Consider the following 14,523-nt stretch of genomic DNA (forward strand, 5'->3'; position numbering starts at 1 on the left):
AAGACAACAATAGCCTCCTGTGCTGGAGAGATAACCGGAGAATGAGTATCGAGATTCGTCTGTATCAAGAGAGTGACCGCCCCTTTCTGCGCACTCTGTATCTGGCATCACGGCGAGCGGCCTTTAGCTGGCTGGATGGGGAGCATTTTCGTTTGGAAGATTTTGATCGTTCCACTATGGGAGAGACCGTTTTGGTCGCCATGGATGGTGATCGACATTTGGGTTTCGCCTCAATTTTTATGGAGGAGAGTTTCCTGCATAACCTGTTTGTTGATCCTACCGCGCAGCATCACGGGGCGGGCAAGGCATTATTACAAGCAGCACAAGCGCTATTTACCACACATGGTTCACTAAAATGTCTGGAAAAAAACCAGCGAGCGCTGACATTTTATCAAAAACAGGGTTGGGTAGTGATTGCGACGGGTAAGAGCAGTGACGGCGATTACGTTTTGATGCATTGGCATAATGAAAAAGTTAAATAAAGCACAGATAAAAAATAAAAAAGGGAGCCTAGCTCGCTCCCTCTGTTGGCTGAAAAAAGAGTGATGCCTTACTCCCCGCGTAGCGTTTTGACCTCATCCACTTTGATATTCAGTGTCGGTTGCCCAAACTGCTGAAGCAGATAATTGCTCAAACTCACCACCTGCTCATCAGTTAATGTCTCGGCAAAACCGGGCATAAATATCTCGCCATCGTTGGTTTTGCGCGACACCCCATGGAGGATCACATTGATCAGGTTATTGGGGGTATTGGCTCCGACCACTGAGTTCTTCATCAGCGAAGGATAGTAGCCGTCTTTCACGCCATCTCCCGTAAAGCTGTGGCACGTCGCGCAGTTCCCCAGATACAAACGCGCCCCGTCAGTCGTGTTATCCGCCTTGAATGGCACACCGCGCAAGGTATTGACGCTGGTTGCCGATTGGCCCCAATCCGAGCGGCTTTGGGTTTCGTCGTCAGGATTGAGCGGTTTCAATGTGCGCAGATACACCGCCATCGCATTGAGATCACCCTCCGTCAAGTGGCGAGTACTGTTTTCAATCACTTCCGCCATTGGGCCAGCCGCCTGCCCCTTGCCGTCGACATGCCCGGTGCGCAGATATTGCACAATTTGCGCCTGACTCCAGCCGCCAATCCCGGCGTGAGGGTCTGAGGTAATATTGAATGCCGTCCAGCCGTCAATTTCAGTGCCGCTATAAGCTTTGCTCTCTTTCATTCCCATAGTGATGTTGCGCGGCGTATGGCATTCACCACAGTGACCCAATGCCTCAACAAAGTAAGCGCCCTGATTCCATTGCGCATCTTTGCTGCTATCAGGCTGGAAGCGCTGCCCTTCAAAGTTCACCAGATTCCAGAACCACAATCCCCAGCGCTGATTGAAGGGGAAAGGCATCTCATTTTCGCGGTTTGGCTGATGGACCGCCGGCAGACTGAACAGATAGGCTTTGATCGCTTTAACGTCATCATTGGTTAGCAAGGTATAGGAGGTGTAAGGGAATGCGGGATAGAGATTCTCCCCGTTTTTGCCTTTCCCCTCATGCAACGCGCGCAGAAACTCCTCATCACTCCAACTGCCAATCCCCGTCTCTTTGTCGGCGGTGATATTGGGCGAATATAAGGTGCCCATGGGCGTTTTAAAAGCCAGTCCACCGGCAAAAGGTTTACCATTTTTAGTGGTATGGCACGCCACGCAGTCGGCGGCTTTGGTCAGGTACTCACCGCGTGCAATCAGGCTCTCGTCCGCACTGGCGTAGCCGCTGATGGCGAATCCCAAGGCGATAAGCAGGGGTTTTACTGAGTGACCCAGGGTTATTTTTTTCATGTCACACCTCGGTCTTCAATGTTTCAGCGATACGCAGGGAGAGTGCCGCGATCGTCAGCGTACAGTTCACTGAGCCGACGGTTGGCATCACACTGCTGCTGGCGATAAACAGGTTTTTATGGTCATGGGTGCGGCAATCGCTATCGACCACCGAATCTTTCGGGTCGTCGCCCATGATAGTGGTACCGGTGATATGGTTATTGTTGGCAAAATTATTATTGAATTTAATTTCAGTGCCGCCCATCAACCGCGCCGCTTCGGCGTAAATCTGTTGGGTGTGTACCGCACTTTTGCGGACGTAATCGTCCATTGCATAGTAGAACTCAGGTTTTGGAATGCCGATCGCATCTTTCTCTGTCGAACTGGGAATAATGCGGTTTTCTACGTGCGGCAGAATCTCGTGGAAGCTGTCGAACTGCACAAAACGCGCGGCTCGATCACGGATTTTGGCTTCAAGCTGTGGTCCAAGTTGCAAATCGCCCTGCTTAAGCAGCTCAATCGTCACTTGGTCAGTGCGCGATAAGTTAGATAAATGAATCTTTTTCGCCGCAAAATCAGCGCGGAAAGCCCCATCACGGAAGCCGACCATCGAGGTCATCTCCTGCGGCCCACGCCCCGGCCAAAGAGGTTCACTGGCCATAAAGGTGACCCCTGTCCCCGGATGATCCATCAGGTTGCGGCCCACCATATCTGAACTGTTACCCACGCCGTGCGGGTTCTTCTCACTGGTGGACATCAGCATCAGTTTCGGTATCTCAATTCCATTGGCGGCCAGCACAAAGAACTTACCCTCAGCCCGGTGCTGATTGCCCTGCGCATCCTTAAACAGTGCGGCGGTGATCTGCTGCTGGTCGTTCACTTCTAGCTTATAGACCACCGCTTGTGGGCGCACGATAGCCCCGGCAAGCTCCGCTTTCTCCACATGGGTGATGCCATTGTACATGGCCCCAATAGGGCAAATGGGCATACAGTTATTGTTGCCACAACAGGTCGGGCGGCCATCATAAGGGCGACTGTTACGCGCTACCGGCTCGGTCACCACATTAAAATGGGCATCGGTAAAGCCGCTCCCCGTAAAGCGGTTGCTGTTCAGCACCGTTTTGATGCGCTGCTCATTCCACGACAGCGGTAAAGGGGCCATCGGGTAAGGCTCACTGCGCGGCGATCCCAACTCTTCATCACTCGGCCCCCAAACACCCAACTCCTGCTCGGCACGTAAATACCATTTTTCCAGTGCGGCATACTCGATCGGCCAGTCGCGGCCAACGCCATACAGGGTTTTTAGCTTGAAATCATTCGGCAGGAAACGCCATGCCGATGCCGCCCAGTGCCAGGTAGTCCCACCAACGGCGCGGATATACTGCACATCATACGGATGTTCGCCCTTTTGAATCAGATAGTTATTATTTGGGTTAGATTCCGGATGAGGCGCATAAGAGGTGGAGGGATAAGGTGCCATATTGTCTGATTTATCCGGCTGGTTGCGGAAATTCTCCACAATTTCCCAGCGCGATAAACGCGGCCCCGCTTCCAAAACCAATACTGATTTACCCGCCATCGCCAGTTGATGTGCTACCAATCCGCCTGCAACGCCCGAGCCAATGACGACGATATCCGCCTTGAGTGTGTCAGCCATAAATGTATTCTCCAAAATTATAGGGCGACATCAGGCTTCGCAGCCCAGTATCCAGGTTTATTCGGGCAATAAGAGCGAATAACCAACACATCGGATACCGCATCGAACATCAACGCATTTTCAAAGCTGATCACCGCCGCGTCGGCTCCCTCGCCAATCACGCCGATATACCAGCCTTGCAAAATCTGCCGGGCAATTTGCTGCTGCAAAGGTGGCCATTGTGCAGGCTCACCGGCGGGCAAAGGTTGCAACAGCGCTAATTTCTGGTCGAAACCGCCGATTTTTCCGAGCAAAATCTGATAGATGCGTTGACCAATCTGCCCATTGAGCTGGCGTTTACCCGTCAAGGCACGAGAGACCAACATGAATCTTTCCAGATTCTGTGGCGAGGTTTGGGTCGATGCTGCGAAAGCATCCAGAGAGAGGGGACTCATCAGGCTGCTGACCAGCCCGACACCGATGTAACCCAGCAGGCGACGGCGTGAGACGCCGCGTACCTGAGGTATCGGAGAGCGATTTACCGACATGTTTTTCTCCACAAAAAAGCATGCGCGCAGTATTCATCTGTTGCATTGATCGACATGTTGTTAATAGGCATGGCGCTAACAGATGCGGGTTACCGCGAGCTAAACTACCGAGCGGTTCACGCCGCAGCAGTGGCAATCTTGACTAATTATGAATGGACTTCTCGCCTTGCTGGCGATGTGAATTAGGGAATGCAGATGTTAAATATTTAGTTGAGATGTAAAGATTCGTCAAGATTATACATCTCTCAATGTGGGGGTAAAGCCAAACGTGACTCAGATCACATTTTGTAACTATAGCGGTGAGTAATGCACCAAGCTGCACAATTCATCAGCGGGATTGACGAGATAAGCCGCACAGAGGCGGCTTAATAAGGTTGATGGACTACAAAGGCCGATAAATCTCTCTGTAGTGAGCTAATCTTTCGCGGAAGAAATCGAGTTCCTCTGGCGAAAGTTTCGCTTCAATTTTATCAATCCTAATTTTCTTTTTTTGGTTTTCCATAAAAGCAATCGTGGATGCCACGAAGTCCAGACTGGTATGGCAATAGGCGGAAACCATCTTCTCAAGTGCTGACATTTTACACCTCCACACAACCCAGCACACGGTTAAAATTAACACAAATAATTATATTAAAACCGTGAAACAGATCAATATTAGAGAGTGAGTCTCACTAAGATAAACCCCCTCCTCGACGTTATCGTTTATTTAAAATGTCGACTGAAGCAGACTATTTTGTCGTGAGTCGATGTTTTTAAATTCATTTTCCGCTATCTTCTTGGGCTGCGTCCCATACCCACAACGGATAACGAGAACAGCGTGAAATTAAGAAAAACAACCCTGATTATGATAGCGCTAGCACTGGCCGTATTTGCTTACACCTATTTTACCGGAGCTTAAGGCACCTAAACTCATGCTAAAAGTTATTGCCCAAGATTTTATAAAACTCGAACATATTGATGATGTTATGCCGCTCTACAGAGAGTTAGTCGCCTGCACAAAATTGGAGCCACTCGGTATATCCTACGATCTATTTATTGACCATAAAGATCCCGGCCACTTTATTTTTATCGAAGAGTGGCCGGATCAAGCGGCTCTGGATATCCATTGCGCAACGGCACATTTCAGACGATTAGTACCGCAGATCAATCAATACCAGAGGAGAGAGTGCATAGTGACTCTGATGCACTCTTTTGATTAATATTTAACAACAGCTCATCACTCCACGAGCTGTTCTTCTTCGTGATATTGATTTTGCCACATGGCTGAGTATCGGCCATTCTTCAGCAATAGTGCCTCATGACGCCCACGCTCGACGATCTCCCCCGCTTCCAACACAATAATTTCATCCGCATCAATGATGGTTGATAAGCGGTGGGCAATCACCAACGTGGTGTGATCGCGGCTAACCTCGCGCAAATGGGCCTGTATTTCACGTTCAGTGTGGGTATCCAAGGCACTGGTCGCTTCATCGAAAACCAATATGGCTGGATTTTTTAGAATAGTACGGGCGATCGCGACCCGCTGTTTTTCGCCGCCGGATAATTTAAGCCCGCGTTCGCCCACTCGCGTATCATAACCATCGGGTAAGCTACTGATAAAATTGTGAATATGGGCAAGTTTTGCCGCGCGCTCTATCTCTTCAAAACTGGCTGAAGTTCTGCCATAAGCAATGTTATAGCGCAGCGTGTCATTAAAAAGCACAGTATCTTGGGGCACGATACCAATGGCCTTGCGCAGGCTCGCCTGAGTGACATTGCGGATATCTTGACCATCAATCAGCACGGCACCCTCAGTCACATCGTAGAAACGGAACAGCAAACGAGAGAGTGTGGACTTGCCCGCCCCAGAAGCCCCGACAACGGCCACCGTTTTACCTGAAGGAATGGTAAAACTCACATTACTCAAAATAGGTCTGCGTGGATCATAACCAAAACTGACAGCCTCAAAGCGCACTTCACCTTGAGTCAACTGTAATCTCGCGGCATCTGGCTTATCCGTAATCTCTTGCTCAACCATCAACAAATTGAGCATATTCTCCATATCAATCAGCGCCTGTCTAATTTCAGAATAAATAAAACCAAAGAAATTAAGCGGCTGATATAGCTGTAATAGATAGGCATTGACCAAGACAAAATCACCAATAGTCATTCGACCTTGCGTAATACCTTTCGCGGCCATCGCCATCATAACCACTAATCCGATTGAGATAATGGCCGTCTGCCCGAGACTTAATGCCGTAAAGCTGAATTGATTTTTAATCGCCGCATGTTCATACAGTTGCCGCGAAGTATTAAAACGTTGAGCTTCAAACTCTTCATTACCGAAATATTTTACGGTCTCATAATTGAGCAAGCTGTCGATAGATTTAGTATTGGCATCCGCATTGGCCTGATTTAATTCGCGGCGAAAACGAGTACGCCAACTCACCGCCATCACAGTAAACAGAATATAACAGGTGACCGTGACCAAGATGGCGACCGCGAACCAACCATCTAACAGATGCCACATGATCAAAGAGACCAGCGTTATTTCAAATAAGATGGGGAAGATGGAGAACAGCAGGCGTGAAAGTACCGTCGCAACAGCTTGTGTTCCGCGCTCGATCGACAACGATAAGCCACCGGTTTGTCGGTCAAGATGAAAGCGCAAACTGAGCTCATGTAACTGTTTGAATACCCGTAATCCCAGTAGCCGAGTCGCATTCTGGCTAATGTGTATAAACATGACGTTGCGCAGTTCTTCAAATAATGAGGCGCTAATTCTCGCGACACCGTAAGCAATAATAAAACCGATGGGAATAGCCAATATCTTCGCGCTTTCACTGCTTAATGTGTCGATCATTGCCTTGTAGGCGAGTGGCACCAGTGTTGTACTGATCTTAGAAACCACCATAAATATAACGGCGGCAATTAAGTAGTAGCGCAGTTTAGGGTTATTCTTCGGCCACAGATAAGGCAGCAGGAATTTGAGTAATCGGGAACGATCCATATTTATGTCTTTGTCATCTCAGGTGAAATAGCTGTCACTGTTTTTTATATTCTGCCACGTATCAAGGTAATGGCCTAATTGGGCAATACTATTTTTGATTCACAGAAACCACGCTCTGCGAGATCTAAATTATAGGTTCAGGGGGGTAGGAACACGCGATATCACAGGGATGAGGCTGTCGGTAAATTAGCAAGTTATCTTTAAATCGAAGGAATTCTTGCCATGTGGCTTCCGAATCACGTCACGACATAGATTTCTGGAAGCCACTATTAATAAAGTTATTATTCGTCGAAGAACCAATAGCCCTGATTAATCAGTTCGGTTAATTCAGCAACAAAAGCGGGGTTCTGTAGTGCCTCACCCAGCTCTTTTTTACTAATACAGGTGTAACGGCATAGCGCATCAGCCGCTTTCGGGTCAACCGTTTCCAGTCGTTCGCTGTTGACGAAGAAGCTGTCACCCACTTGCAGAACCCGCAACCCACTCAGGCGCGACAAGACTTCACCGCCCATCAGGGCATCAACAATCTCATCCTGCTCGAAAGGCGGCTCGGCAGGTGCAATATCCAGCTCATGCCGTGGCGTGGTAGCAAAGCGGCCGAACCACTGTTTGAAATCTTCTGGCTGATTAATCATGTCGACCATCATGCTGCGCAGGCGGTCAAGCTCATACTCTTCAACCTTGCCCGGATGCTCGCGACAGGTTAAATCAGGATCACTGTAGTGCTCGCCGCCGAGGTCATTTTCCAGTGCATAGTCAGCGAAGCTGCTGATTAAGTCCCTGCCGTTTGGCCCACGAAAGCCGACAGAGTAGTTAAATGCCGTTTCGTGGGTGAAGCCATCGTGCGGGAAGCCCGGAGGAATGTATAAAATGTCGCCCGGTTCGAGATCTTCATCAATGATCGGCGTGAATGGCTCAACGTGCAGCAGTGCCGGATGCGGGCAAAATTGTTTCAGCGGCAATTTATCGCCCACACGCCAACGGCGACGGCCCATTCCCTGAATGATAAAGACATCATACTGATCAATATGTGGCCCGACGCCGCCCCCCGGAACGGAAAAGGAGATCATCAAGTCATCTAAGCGCCAGTCCGGCAGCACGCGAAATGGGCGCACCAGCTCGGCGGAGGGGGCGTGCCAGTGGTTAACTGCCTGAGCCAGCAGCGACCAACCGGTTTCACCCAGATGATCAAAATGCTCAAATGGCCCATTACTCGCCTGCCACTGACCGTGGGTATGACTGACCAGACGGCTATCTACTTCTGCTTCCATCGCCAAGCCCGCCAGTTCGTCCGGCGTAATAGGATCGACGAAGTTTGGAAAAGCATTTTTTAATACAACAGGTTGTTTTTGCCAATATTTTTCTAAAAATTCGGGCCAGTTAAGATTCAGTTGATAAGCCATGCTTCATACCAGTGAGGAAAAACGGGCCTGATTATAGAGTGGCTCCCCCCAGCCCGCTTTGTCATGGGTCAAAACAGTGCGTCAGTTAAGTAAAAATATCTCAGCAGGCCAACTAACGCCCCCTTAGCTCAGCTTGATCGGTTTCCACATCATAGGCCCCCTCAACACACAGATCGATAGGATGCGGGTCCCAATGAATCAGCCCCCTAATCTCAAACTGCACAATGCCATTTCTGGCATTGTGCTGCTGACTCACGACCAGAGATTCAGTCATCACCCGGGGTTCAAAACGAATGATAGCTTCACGAATAACTCGCTCAATGGTATTCCAATTATGGGGGGTCGAATGCCTCCCCACCAATGGCGCAATACCAAAGTTTAATACTGATGTGGCGACCCATTTATGGCGCTGCTCATTAAGCCTATCGTCAATATTGGCATTATTTAATATCTCACCAATATTACGCTGCACCAGTTTTCGCATCATACGTGAGTCATAAAAGAACTTATCATGAGGCTCTAACAGCTTTTTAGGCTCATCATCAAGTAAACGCTCTAATAATGCAGGCAAAAACTGTCGTTTCTTTTCCATTAATTAACCTGTTCGTCAAACCTAAATTCTTCAACGTCAAATAACGCGTACTCATTTTGGTCGGTAATAAACATTTTCCGACCAGAGCCAATATAAAGCGAATCTACCGGTTGGCTCCATTCTGTTTTAAGGCCGAGCTGAGTATCATTATCGGCGTCGGCTGCCAGTGGATAACGGGCTGGTACGTAGCCGTACCAAATTTTATCGCTAATTGTCAGCTGTGCCGGTGCCCAGATCAGGTCGGTGATATTTTTCGGTTTGGAAACCGTCAATAACTGCACATCAGCAAACGGAACCCAGCGATAGCCTCCCGAGCTGATAAATTCACACACTGGCCCGATTCGCCCATCACTGTCAGCAATCCAGGAGAATCGCGCCGCAGAACTACTCTCCCCAGCACTTACCGGTGCTTGGGACAGTGCCTGCTCACGTAAATCTTCACTTTTCTGATAATCCCCCTCGTGCAACAGTTGGTTAGCTTGTTGCATCAATGTCACCCACTCAGGCAATGTGTTACCCAAGGTTCCGGGGGCGCGTTTCCCGGCTAATACGGCTTCCCGCAGCATCTCACCCAATACCAGATTTTTATAAAGCTCAGCCCGCTTGGCCATATCAGGTGCAACCTTGACCAAGGTTTCAAGCTGAAACAGCGCTTTTTGCCATAAACCTCCCAGACAATAGAGCTTAAATAATAACTCTCGTGCATCGATATCGGTGGGTTTGGTTTTCAATGTTGAGATGGTTTCTGCTTGTATTTCGCTTAACGAACTGCTTTTCAATAATTCATTTAAATTAGTGGTATTCATTATTCTATTATCTCCCTACTTGAAATTATAAATGACTGTCTAGCCCTAACTTATAGAGCTCCTGAAATACCAATTCAGGAACTCTATTTTTCTCTTTTGTGATAATATGGTCCGGTGCCAGCACTTTTAACAAATCAACTTTCTCTTCGTTACAGGCGGTTTCCAGATAGTCGATAACACTTAATTCTTTGGTGACTTTTTCGATCAGTCCGCCGGAATCTAAAATACATTCAGTCAGCGTTTTATCCTTGACGCACTCTCTGATATTCTCCAAAAAACCGTCATTGGCAGACAATTTTGTCGCCTGCTGCTTATTTTTTTCTGAGAACTCCCGGCCTTGTTCACCCCACATAAGAAACCGCTTGTACTCCAGTTCCAAGCCTTTCAGAACATCCTGCCCCTGATGTTGGTAAGCTTGCACCTCATTTACGTCATCGAAATAGGAGATGTAGTAACCACCATGGGACAGAATATCTTCAATTTCTGGAAGATCAGTCGCATCGTAGACCGTCGGTTGTTCGAGCATCAGTAGATTGTCAGTAAAACTTTTACCCGCCGCTTGTCCTGATGCTTTTTTGGCCGTTATGACAAAATGACCACACTTGATCTCTGCTCCAAATGACAAAGGGTGGTGCTCACCTGGGCTTAACTCTTTGCCATTGATCATGCAAATAAAATCATCGCAATGATTAATCATCATTGGCCCAAGCTTATGCCAGTAAAACCACACTTCGTTCTGTCGGTCTCCCACAGAGTGGGGAGAGAACTCCCCTTTTTCCATGCTGAAACAGATAGCATTTCTCTCTGTCACAGAGTCATTCAGTTGAAACTGTTGCGACATGCGTGGCCAAGTTAAGACTAATAACATCGCTATTATCCGCCGATAAGGACGTTAGGTGATCCACAAACAATGGAGGCACCATCTCCGGCTATATCGCCCAGGCGAGCGGCCGGAAGCCCATTAATAAATACGGTTCCGGAGCCTTTGACGATAATGGTCATGCCGACCAATATAGAGGTGGCCGTGCTTCCAGTCGCAAAAGCGGCGGGAATGCCATTAATAATCACATTAGGTGAACCGCTACATATCACCCCCAGACTGGTGGCATCCCCTATTCTTGCTGCACATACCATATTTCATCTCACTTAACGGTATAACCGTTTAAAAGCTGACTGCCTTAGCCTATCGGCGAGTCATGACGACTCATGTCCACGCCGAAGAGGCTAAGTCCCTTTTCTCTTTCAGAATCAAGGTGGCGGAGTCTGTTCATCCGTCGGCGTTTCGGTCGGCGTCTCGGTCGGCGTCTCGGTTGGCGTCTCCGTCGGCGTCTCGGTCGGCGTCTCGGTCGGCGTCTCCGTCGGCGTCTCGGTTGGCGTTTCGGTTGGCGTCTCCGTCGGCGTCTCGGTCGGCGTTTCCGTTGGCGTCTCCGTCGGCGTCTCGGTCGGCGTTTCCGTTGGCGTTTCCGTTGGCGTTTCCGTTGGCGTTTCCGTTGGCGTCTCGGTTGGCGTCTCCGTTGGCGTCTCGGTTGGCGTCTCCGTTGGCGTTTCCGTTGGCGTCTCGGTCGGCGTTTCCGTTGGCGTTTCCGTTGGCGTCTCGGTTGGCGTCTCCGTCGGCGTTTCGGTTGGCGTCTCCGTCGGCGTCTCGGTCGGCGTCTCGGTCGGCGTCTCGGTTGGCGTCTCGGTCGGCGTCTCCGTTGGCGTTTCCGTTGGCGTCTCCGTTGGCGTTTCCGTTGGCGTCTCGGTCGGCGTTTCCGTTGGCGTCTCGGTCGGCGTCTCGGTCGGCGTTTCCGTTGGCGTCTCGGTCGGCGTCTCGGTTGGCGTTTCCGTTGGCGTCTCGGTTGGCGTCTCGGTCGGCGTCTCGGTCGGCGTCTCGGTCGGCGTCTCGGTCGGCGTCTCGGTCGGCGTCTCGGTCGGCGTCTCGGTCGGCGTCTCGGTCGGCGTCTCGGTCGGCGTCTCGGTCGGCGTCTCGGTCGGCGTTTCCGTTGGCGTCTCGGTCGGCGTCTCCGTTGGCGTCTCGGTCGGCGTCTCCGTTGGCGTTTCCGTTGGCGTTTCGGTCGGTGTCTCCGTTGGCGTCTCGGTCGGTGTCTCGGTTGGCGTCTCGGTCGGTGTCTCGGTCGGCGTCTCGGTCGGTGTCTCGGTCGGTGTCTCCGTTGGCGTCTCGGTCGGCGTCTCCGTTGGCGTCTCGGTCGGCGTCTCCGTCGGTGTCTCCGTTGGCGTCTCGGTCGGTGTCTCCGTTGGCGTCTCGGTCGGTGTCTCGGTCGGTGTCTGAGTCGGCGTTACGGTCGGCGTTACGGTCGGAGTCTCCGTTGGTGTCTCCGTTGGTGTCTCCGTCGGCGTCTCCGTCGGCGTCTCCGTTGGTGTCTCCGTCGGCGTCTCCGTTGGTGTCTCCGTCGGCGTCTCCGTTGGTGTCTCCGTCGGCGTCTCCGTTGGTGTCTCCGTCGGCGTCTCTGTCGGCGTCTCCGTTGGCGGTTGGGTCGGCGTCTCGGTCGGCGGTTGGGTCGGCGGTAGCGTCGGTGGTTCCCACGTCGGTAAAGGAGGTAATGGCAATGGAAGCCCAATGATGCCAAACATCAACGATAGTCCGGCAAGGCTTGAAAGCGCAGCTAAACCACCACCCGCACCACCACCGCCGCCACCACCGCCGCCGCCGCCACAGCCACCTTCAGTGTTGAGGAGAATCTGCCCTCCCTGAATAACGACTTTACTTGAACCTATGATCTTGATAACGCTAGCACTGAGTACCAACTCCCCACCCGCACCAATCGCAATCGCACCACCCGCAACCAGTGAGGCGGCGCCCCCCGCAGCAACCTGATGAGCGCCACCGACGGAAAGGGCATTGTAGCCCCCGACATTCGTCAAGTTGGCCCCACCCACGTTGGTCGCATTAAGACCCCCCACGTTGGTCCCATTAGCACCACCCACGGTGGTCATATTTGCAGCACCCACCGTGGTCGTATTGGCTAAACCCACTGTGGTTGAATTGGCCAAAGCCACACTTAATGAGTGGGTTGCTCCCACCACCACGTCACGCGCAGCCCCCACTTGCAATGAGGAGGTTGAAGCGATGTTTTTAACGGCAGCACCGAGAATTGTTGATGACGAGTTCGCGCCCACAATAATACTGCGGTTAGCACCGATAGTGAGGTCGGCATTGGCCCCGACAATTTGCGTCTCATCATTTTTCGTCAGACGCGCCATATTGCGCTCAGCCTGCTCCCAGTACTGCTCTTGGCCGGGTTTATCCTCAAAACGCACGCCGTTATAGTTGGTTAGCCCGCCACCAATGGTGCGGCTGACCAAGCCACTTTGGGTGGCATTAGCCGGTAAATCCCAAGGTGGACGAGTGACGTTGTTGTAGAGACTACCGCTGACCAGCGGGCGATCTGGATCGCCGTTGATACAGTCAACCAGCACTTCCTGACCAATACGCGGAATATAAATCCCACCAAAACTGTTCCCGGCCCACGCCTGACTAACTCGCAGCCAGCACGAATCTGACTCGGTATTTTTGCCATAGCGGTCCCAGACAAAACGCACTTTTACCCGACCATATTCATCGGTCCAAACCTCTTCACCCGGCGGCCCCACTACGATGGCGTTCTGTGGCCCGCTAGTTTTTGGCTTGGGTGTGAGCTGCGGGTGTCGATAGATTTTGGTGGTGGGCTGAACCAGGAAGGTAGTCTCATAGCGAAACTCATCCCCGTGGGATAGCTGTGCCACTTCGGATACGGACAAACGGCTGGAGATCACCATGTATTCGCGGTTAGCTTTATTAACCGGGAAGCCTTGCAGTTCAAAGTTAGCGCCACACACGATGCCGCGAACCTCACCGGAACCCTCGGCTCGAGAACCCAGTGCACCGCGCTCCTCAATACGTACCCGCGAGAGGTGTTCCCCAATGTCCGGCTGCTCATAATCCCCAGGCCAGTGATAGATCTCCAGCTCGTTAAAACTGGTTTTACGTGGCTTGCTGTCCATGGTCAAAATGTCAGCGCGGGACTTAGTAAAATCGTAGTCGTTGTAGACCCAGCGCCCGGTGGTCAGGGTTTCTTGAGTCTGGAATTGGGTGATGTACTCTTCCCCAGCCTTTGGCTCATCGGAGAGATACTCGATAATATGGTAGGCTTCACTGAAATAGCGCTTGTGAGCGCCGACATGATCCACCAGTATTAATTTTTGTTTATGATCATCATGTTCGAAAAACCAGTAAATACCCCACTCCTCCATTAAACGCTGAAGGAAGTTAAAGTCGGTTTCACCGTATTGCACTTGGAAGTCGAGTAACGGATAAGTCGTCGCCAGCCGTTTTTCAAACGGGAAGTTATAGTCGGCGAGCACTTCATCAATAATATCTACGACATTTTTTTTCTGAAAAATTTTAAAGTCAGAGGTTAAATTCGTCAGATAGAACCACGGTCTCAGAACAATTTCGAACATCGCCTGATTAGCGTCTCGGCCAATAAATCTCGCTTTCTCCACCAGCCCCGAAATTTCACGTGTGCCTTTGCCGACACCTTTCACATAATCAAGGCCATTACCATCCAGTTCCATTTCAATCGTCATCTCTTTACCAATTAAGGCTTTGAGATCGACATTGGAGGCAGTCTGCCAAGGAATGGATGGATTAGCCGGCGTTTTTGCCGTGATGGTATAGGAATACAAAGTCGAAAAGGCTTCCTCTCCTTCCAACTTTGACAGTACCAGCGCAGGCTCACCCAATAAATAGGGCATAGCCGGGCTGCTCAACT

General features: G+C 50.7%; 12 protein-coding genes and 1 pseudogene. 2 read left to right on the forward strand and 11 right to left on the reverse strand.

Annotated features, from left to right (window positions below; genetic code table 11):
• Positions 1 to 41: 41 nt before the first annotated feature.
• Positions 42 to 482 (forward strand): GNAT family N-acetyltransferase, encoded by a 441-nt coding sequence (locus HRD69_RS19675; protein ID WP_004877951.1) that lies wholly within the window; start codon positions 42 to 44, stop codon positions 480 to 482.
• Positions 483 to 550: 68 nt separating this feature from the next.
• On the opposite strand, the gene HRD69_RS19680 is transcribed toward HRD69_RS19675, so the two are convergent.
• From HRD69_RS19680 to HRD69_RS19695, 4 genes are all read right to left on the reverse strand, one after another.
• Positions 551 to 1,819: a cytochrome c gene (locus tag HRD69_RS19680; RefSeq protein ID WP_004877953.1), complete on the reverse strand. Its 1,269-nt coding sequence runs from the start codon at positions 1,817 to 1,819 to the stop codon at positions 551 to 553.
• Position 1,820: 1 nt separating this feature from the next.
• Positions 1,821 to 3,455 (reverse strand): GMC family oxidoreductase, encoded by a 1,635-nt coding sequence (locus tag HRD69_RS19685; protein ID WP_004877956.1) that lies wholly within the window; start codon positions 3,453 to 3,455, stop codon positions 1,821 to 1,823.
• Positions 3,456 to 3,472: 17 nt separating this feature from the next.
• Entirely contained in the window at positions 3,473 to 3,982 is a 510-nt protein-coding gene (locus HRD69_RS19690) for a sugar dehydrogenase complex small subunit (protein WP_032815580.1), read from the reverse strand.
• Positions 3,983 to 4,364: 382 nt separating this feature from the next.
• Complete coding sequence (locus HRD69_RS19695) at positions 4,365 to 4,559, reverse strand: glycogen synthase (protein ID WP_004877961.1); 195 nt, start codon at positions 4,557 to 4,559, stop codon at positions 4,365 to 4,367.
• Positions 4,560 to 4,893: 334 nt separating this feature from the next.
• On the opposite strand from HRD69_RS19695, the gene HRD69_RS19700 reads away from it, so the two are divergent.
• On the forward strand, positions 4,894 to 5,181 hold the full coding sequence (locus tag HRD69_RS19700; RefSeq protein ID WP_004877963.1) for a putative quinol monooxygenase: 288 nt from the start codon (positions 4,894 to 4,896) through the stop codon (positions 5,179 to 5,181).
• A 17-nt stretch (positions 5,182 to 5,198) separates the two neighbouring features.
• On the opposite strand, the gene HRD69_RS19705 is transcribed toward HRD69_RS19700, so the two are convergent.
• From HRD69_RS19705 to HRD69_RS19735, 7 genes and pseudogenes are all read right to left on the reverse strand, one after another.
• Entirely contained in the window at positions 5,199 to 6,971 is a 1,773-nt protein-coding gene (locus tag HRD69_RS19705) for an ABCB family ABC transporter ATP-binding protein/permease (RefSeq protein WP_004877965.1), read from the reverse strand.
• Between the two features lie 281 nt (positions 6,972 to 7,252).
• On the reverse strand, positions 7,253 to 8,374 hold the full coding sequence (locus tag HRD69_RS19710; protein ID WP_004877966.1) for a ribosomal protein uL16 3-hydroxylase: 1,122 nt from the start codon (positions 8,372 to 8,374) through the stop codon (positions 7,253 to 7,255).
• 112 nt (positions 8,375 to 8,486) lie between these two features.
• Positions 8,487 to 8,966 (reverse strand): type VI secretion system baseplate subunit TssE, encoded by a 480-nt coding sequence (locus tag HRD69_RS19715; protein ID WP_032815582.1) that lies wholly within the window; start codon positions 8,964 to 8,966, stop codon positions 8,487 to 8,489.
• Positions 8,966 to 9,772: a type VI secretion system accessory protein TagJ gene (locus HRD69_RS19720; RefSeq protein WP_004877968.1), complete on the reverse strand. Its 807-nt coding sequence runs from the start codon at positions 9,770 to 9,772 to the stop codon at positions 8,966 to 8,968. Before HRD69_RS19720 ends, HRD69_RS19715 begins: the two co-directional genes overlap by 1 nt.
• 25 nt (positions 9,773 to 9,797) lie before the next feature.
• Positions 9,798 to 10,640: a TagK domain-containing protein gene (locus HRD69_RS19725; protein ID WP_004877970.1), complete on the reverse strand. Its 843-nt coding sequence runs from the start codon at positions 10,638 to 10,640 to the stop codon at positions 9,798 to 9,800.
• Between the two features lie 5 nt (positions 10,641 to 10,645).
• The gene (locus HRD69_RS19730; RefSeq protein ID WP_004877971.1) at positions 10,646 to 10,906 is read right to left on the reverse strand and encodes a PAAR domain-containing protein; all 261 of its coding nucleotides are present in this window, start codon (positions 10,904 to 10,906) and stop codon (positions 10,646 to 10,648) included.
• Positions 10,907 to 11,800: 894 nt separating this feature from the next.
• Positions 11,801 to 14,506 (reverse strand): annotated as a pseudogene (locus tag HRD69_RS19735) (type VI secretion system Vgr family protein); the annotation flags it as partial.
• Between the last annotated feature and the right edge of the window lie 17 nt (positions 14,507 to 14,523).

Source organism: Yersinia mollaretii ATCC 43969, assembly GCF_013282725.1.
GTDB lineage: Bacteria > Pseudomonadota > Gammaproteobacteria > Enterobacterales > Enterobacteriaceae > Yersinia > Yersinia mollaretii.

What these genes read in the sequence shown, in the direction of transcription:
- HRD69_RS19675 (WP_004877951.1), top strand. Translation starts at nt 42, where the DNA reads ATGAGTATCGAGATTCGTCTGTATCAAGAGAGTGACCGCCCCTTTCTG.
- HRD69_RS19680 (WP_004877953.1), bottom strand. Translation starts at nt 1,819, where the DNA reads ATGAAAAAAATAACCCTGGGTCACTCAGTAAAACCCCTGCTTATCGCC.
- HRD69_RS19685 (WP_004877956.1), bottom strand. Translation starts at nt 3,455, where the DNA reads ATGGCTGACACACTCAAGGCGGATATCGTCGTCATTGGCTCGGGCGTT.
- HRD69_RS19690 (WP_032815580.1), bottom strand. Translation starts at nt 3,982, where the DNA reads ATGTCGGTAAATCGCTCTCCGATACCTCAGGTACGCGGCGTCTCACGC.
- HRD69_RS19695 (WP_004877961.1), bottom strand. Translation starts at nt 4,559, where the DNA reads ATGTCAGCACTTGAGAAGATGGTTTCCGCCTATTGCCATACCAGTCTG.
- HRD69_RS19700 (WP_004877963.1), top strand. Translation starts at nt 4,894, where the DNA reads ATGCTAAAAGTTATTGCCCAAGATTTTATAAAACTCGAACATATTGAT.
- HRD69_RS19705 (WP_004877965.1), bottom strand. Translation starts at nt 6,971, where the DNA reads ATGGATCGTTCCCGATTACTCAAATTCCTGCTGCCTTATCTGTGGCCG.
- HRD69_RS19710 (WP_004877966.1), bottom strand. Translation starts at nt 8,374, where the DNA reads ATGGCTTATCAACTGAATCTTAACTGGCCCGAATTTTTAGAAAAATAT.
- HRD69_RS19715 (WP_032815582.1), bottom strand. Translation starts at nt 8,966, where the DNA reads ATGGAAAAGAAACGACAGTTTTTGCCTGCATTATTAGAGCGTTTACTT.
- HRD69_RS19720 (WP_004877968.1), bottom strand. Translation starts at nt 9,772, where the DNA reads ATGAATACCACTAATTTAAATGAATTATTGAAAAGCAGTTCGTTAAGC.
- HRD69_RS19725 (WP_004877970.1), bottom strand. Translation starts at nt 10,640, where the DNA reads ATGTTATTAGTCTTAACTTGGCCACGCATGTCGCAACAGTTTCAACTG.
- HRD69_RS19730 (WP_004877971.1), bottom strand. Translation starts at nt 10,906, where the DNA reads ATGGTATGTGCAGCAAGAATAGGGGATGCCACCAGTCTGGGGGTGATA.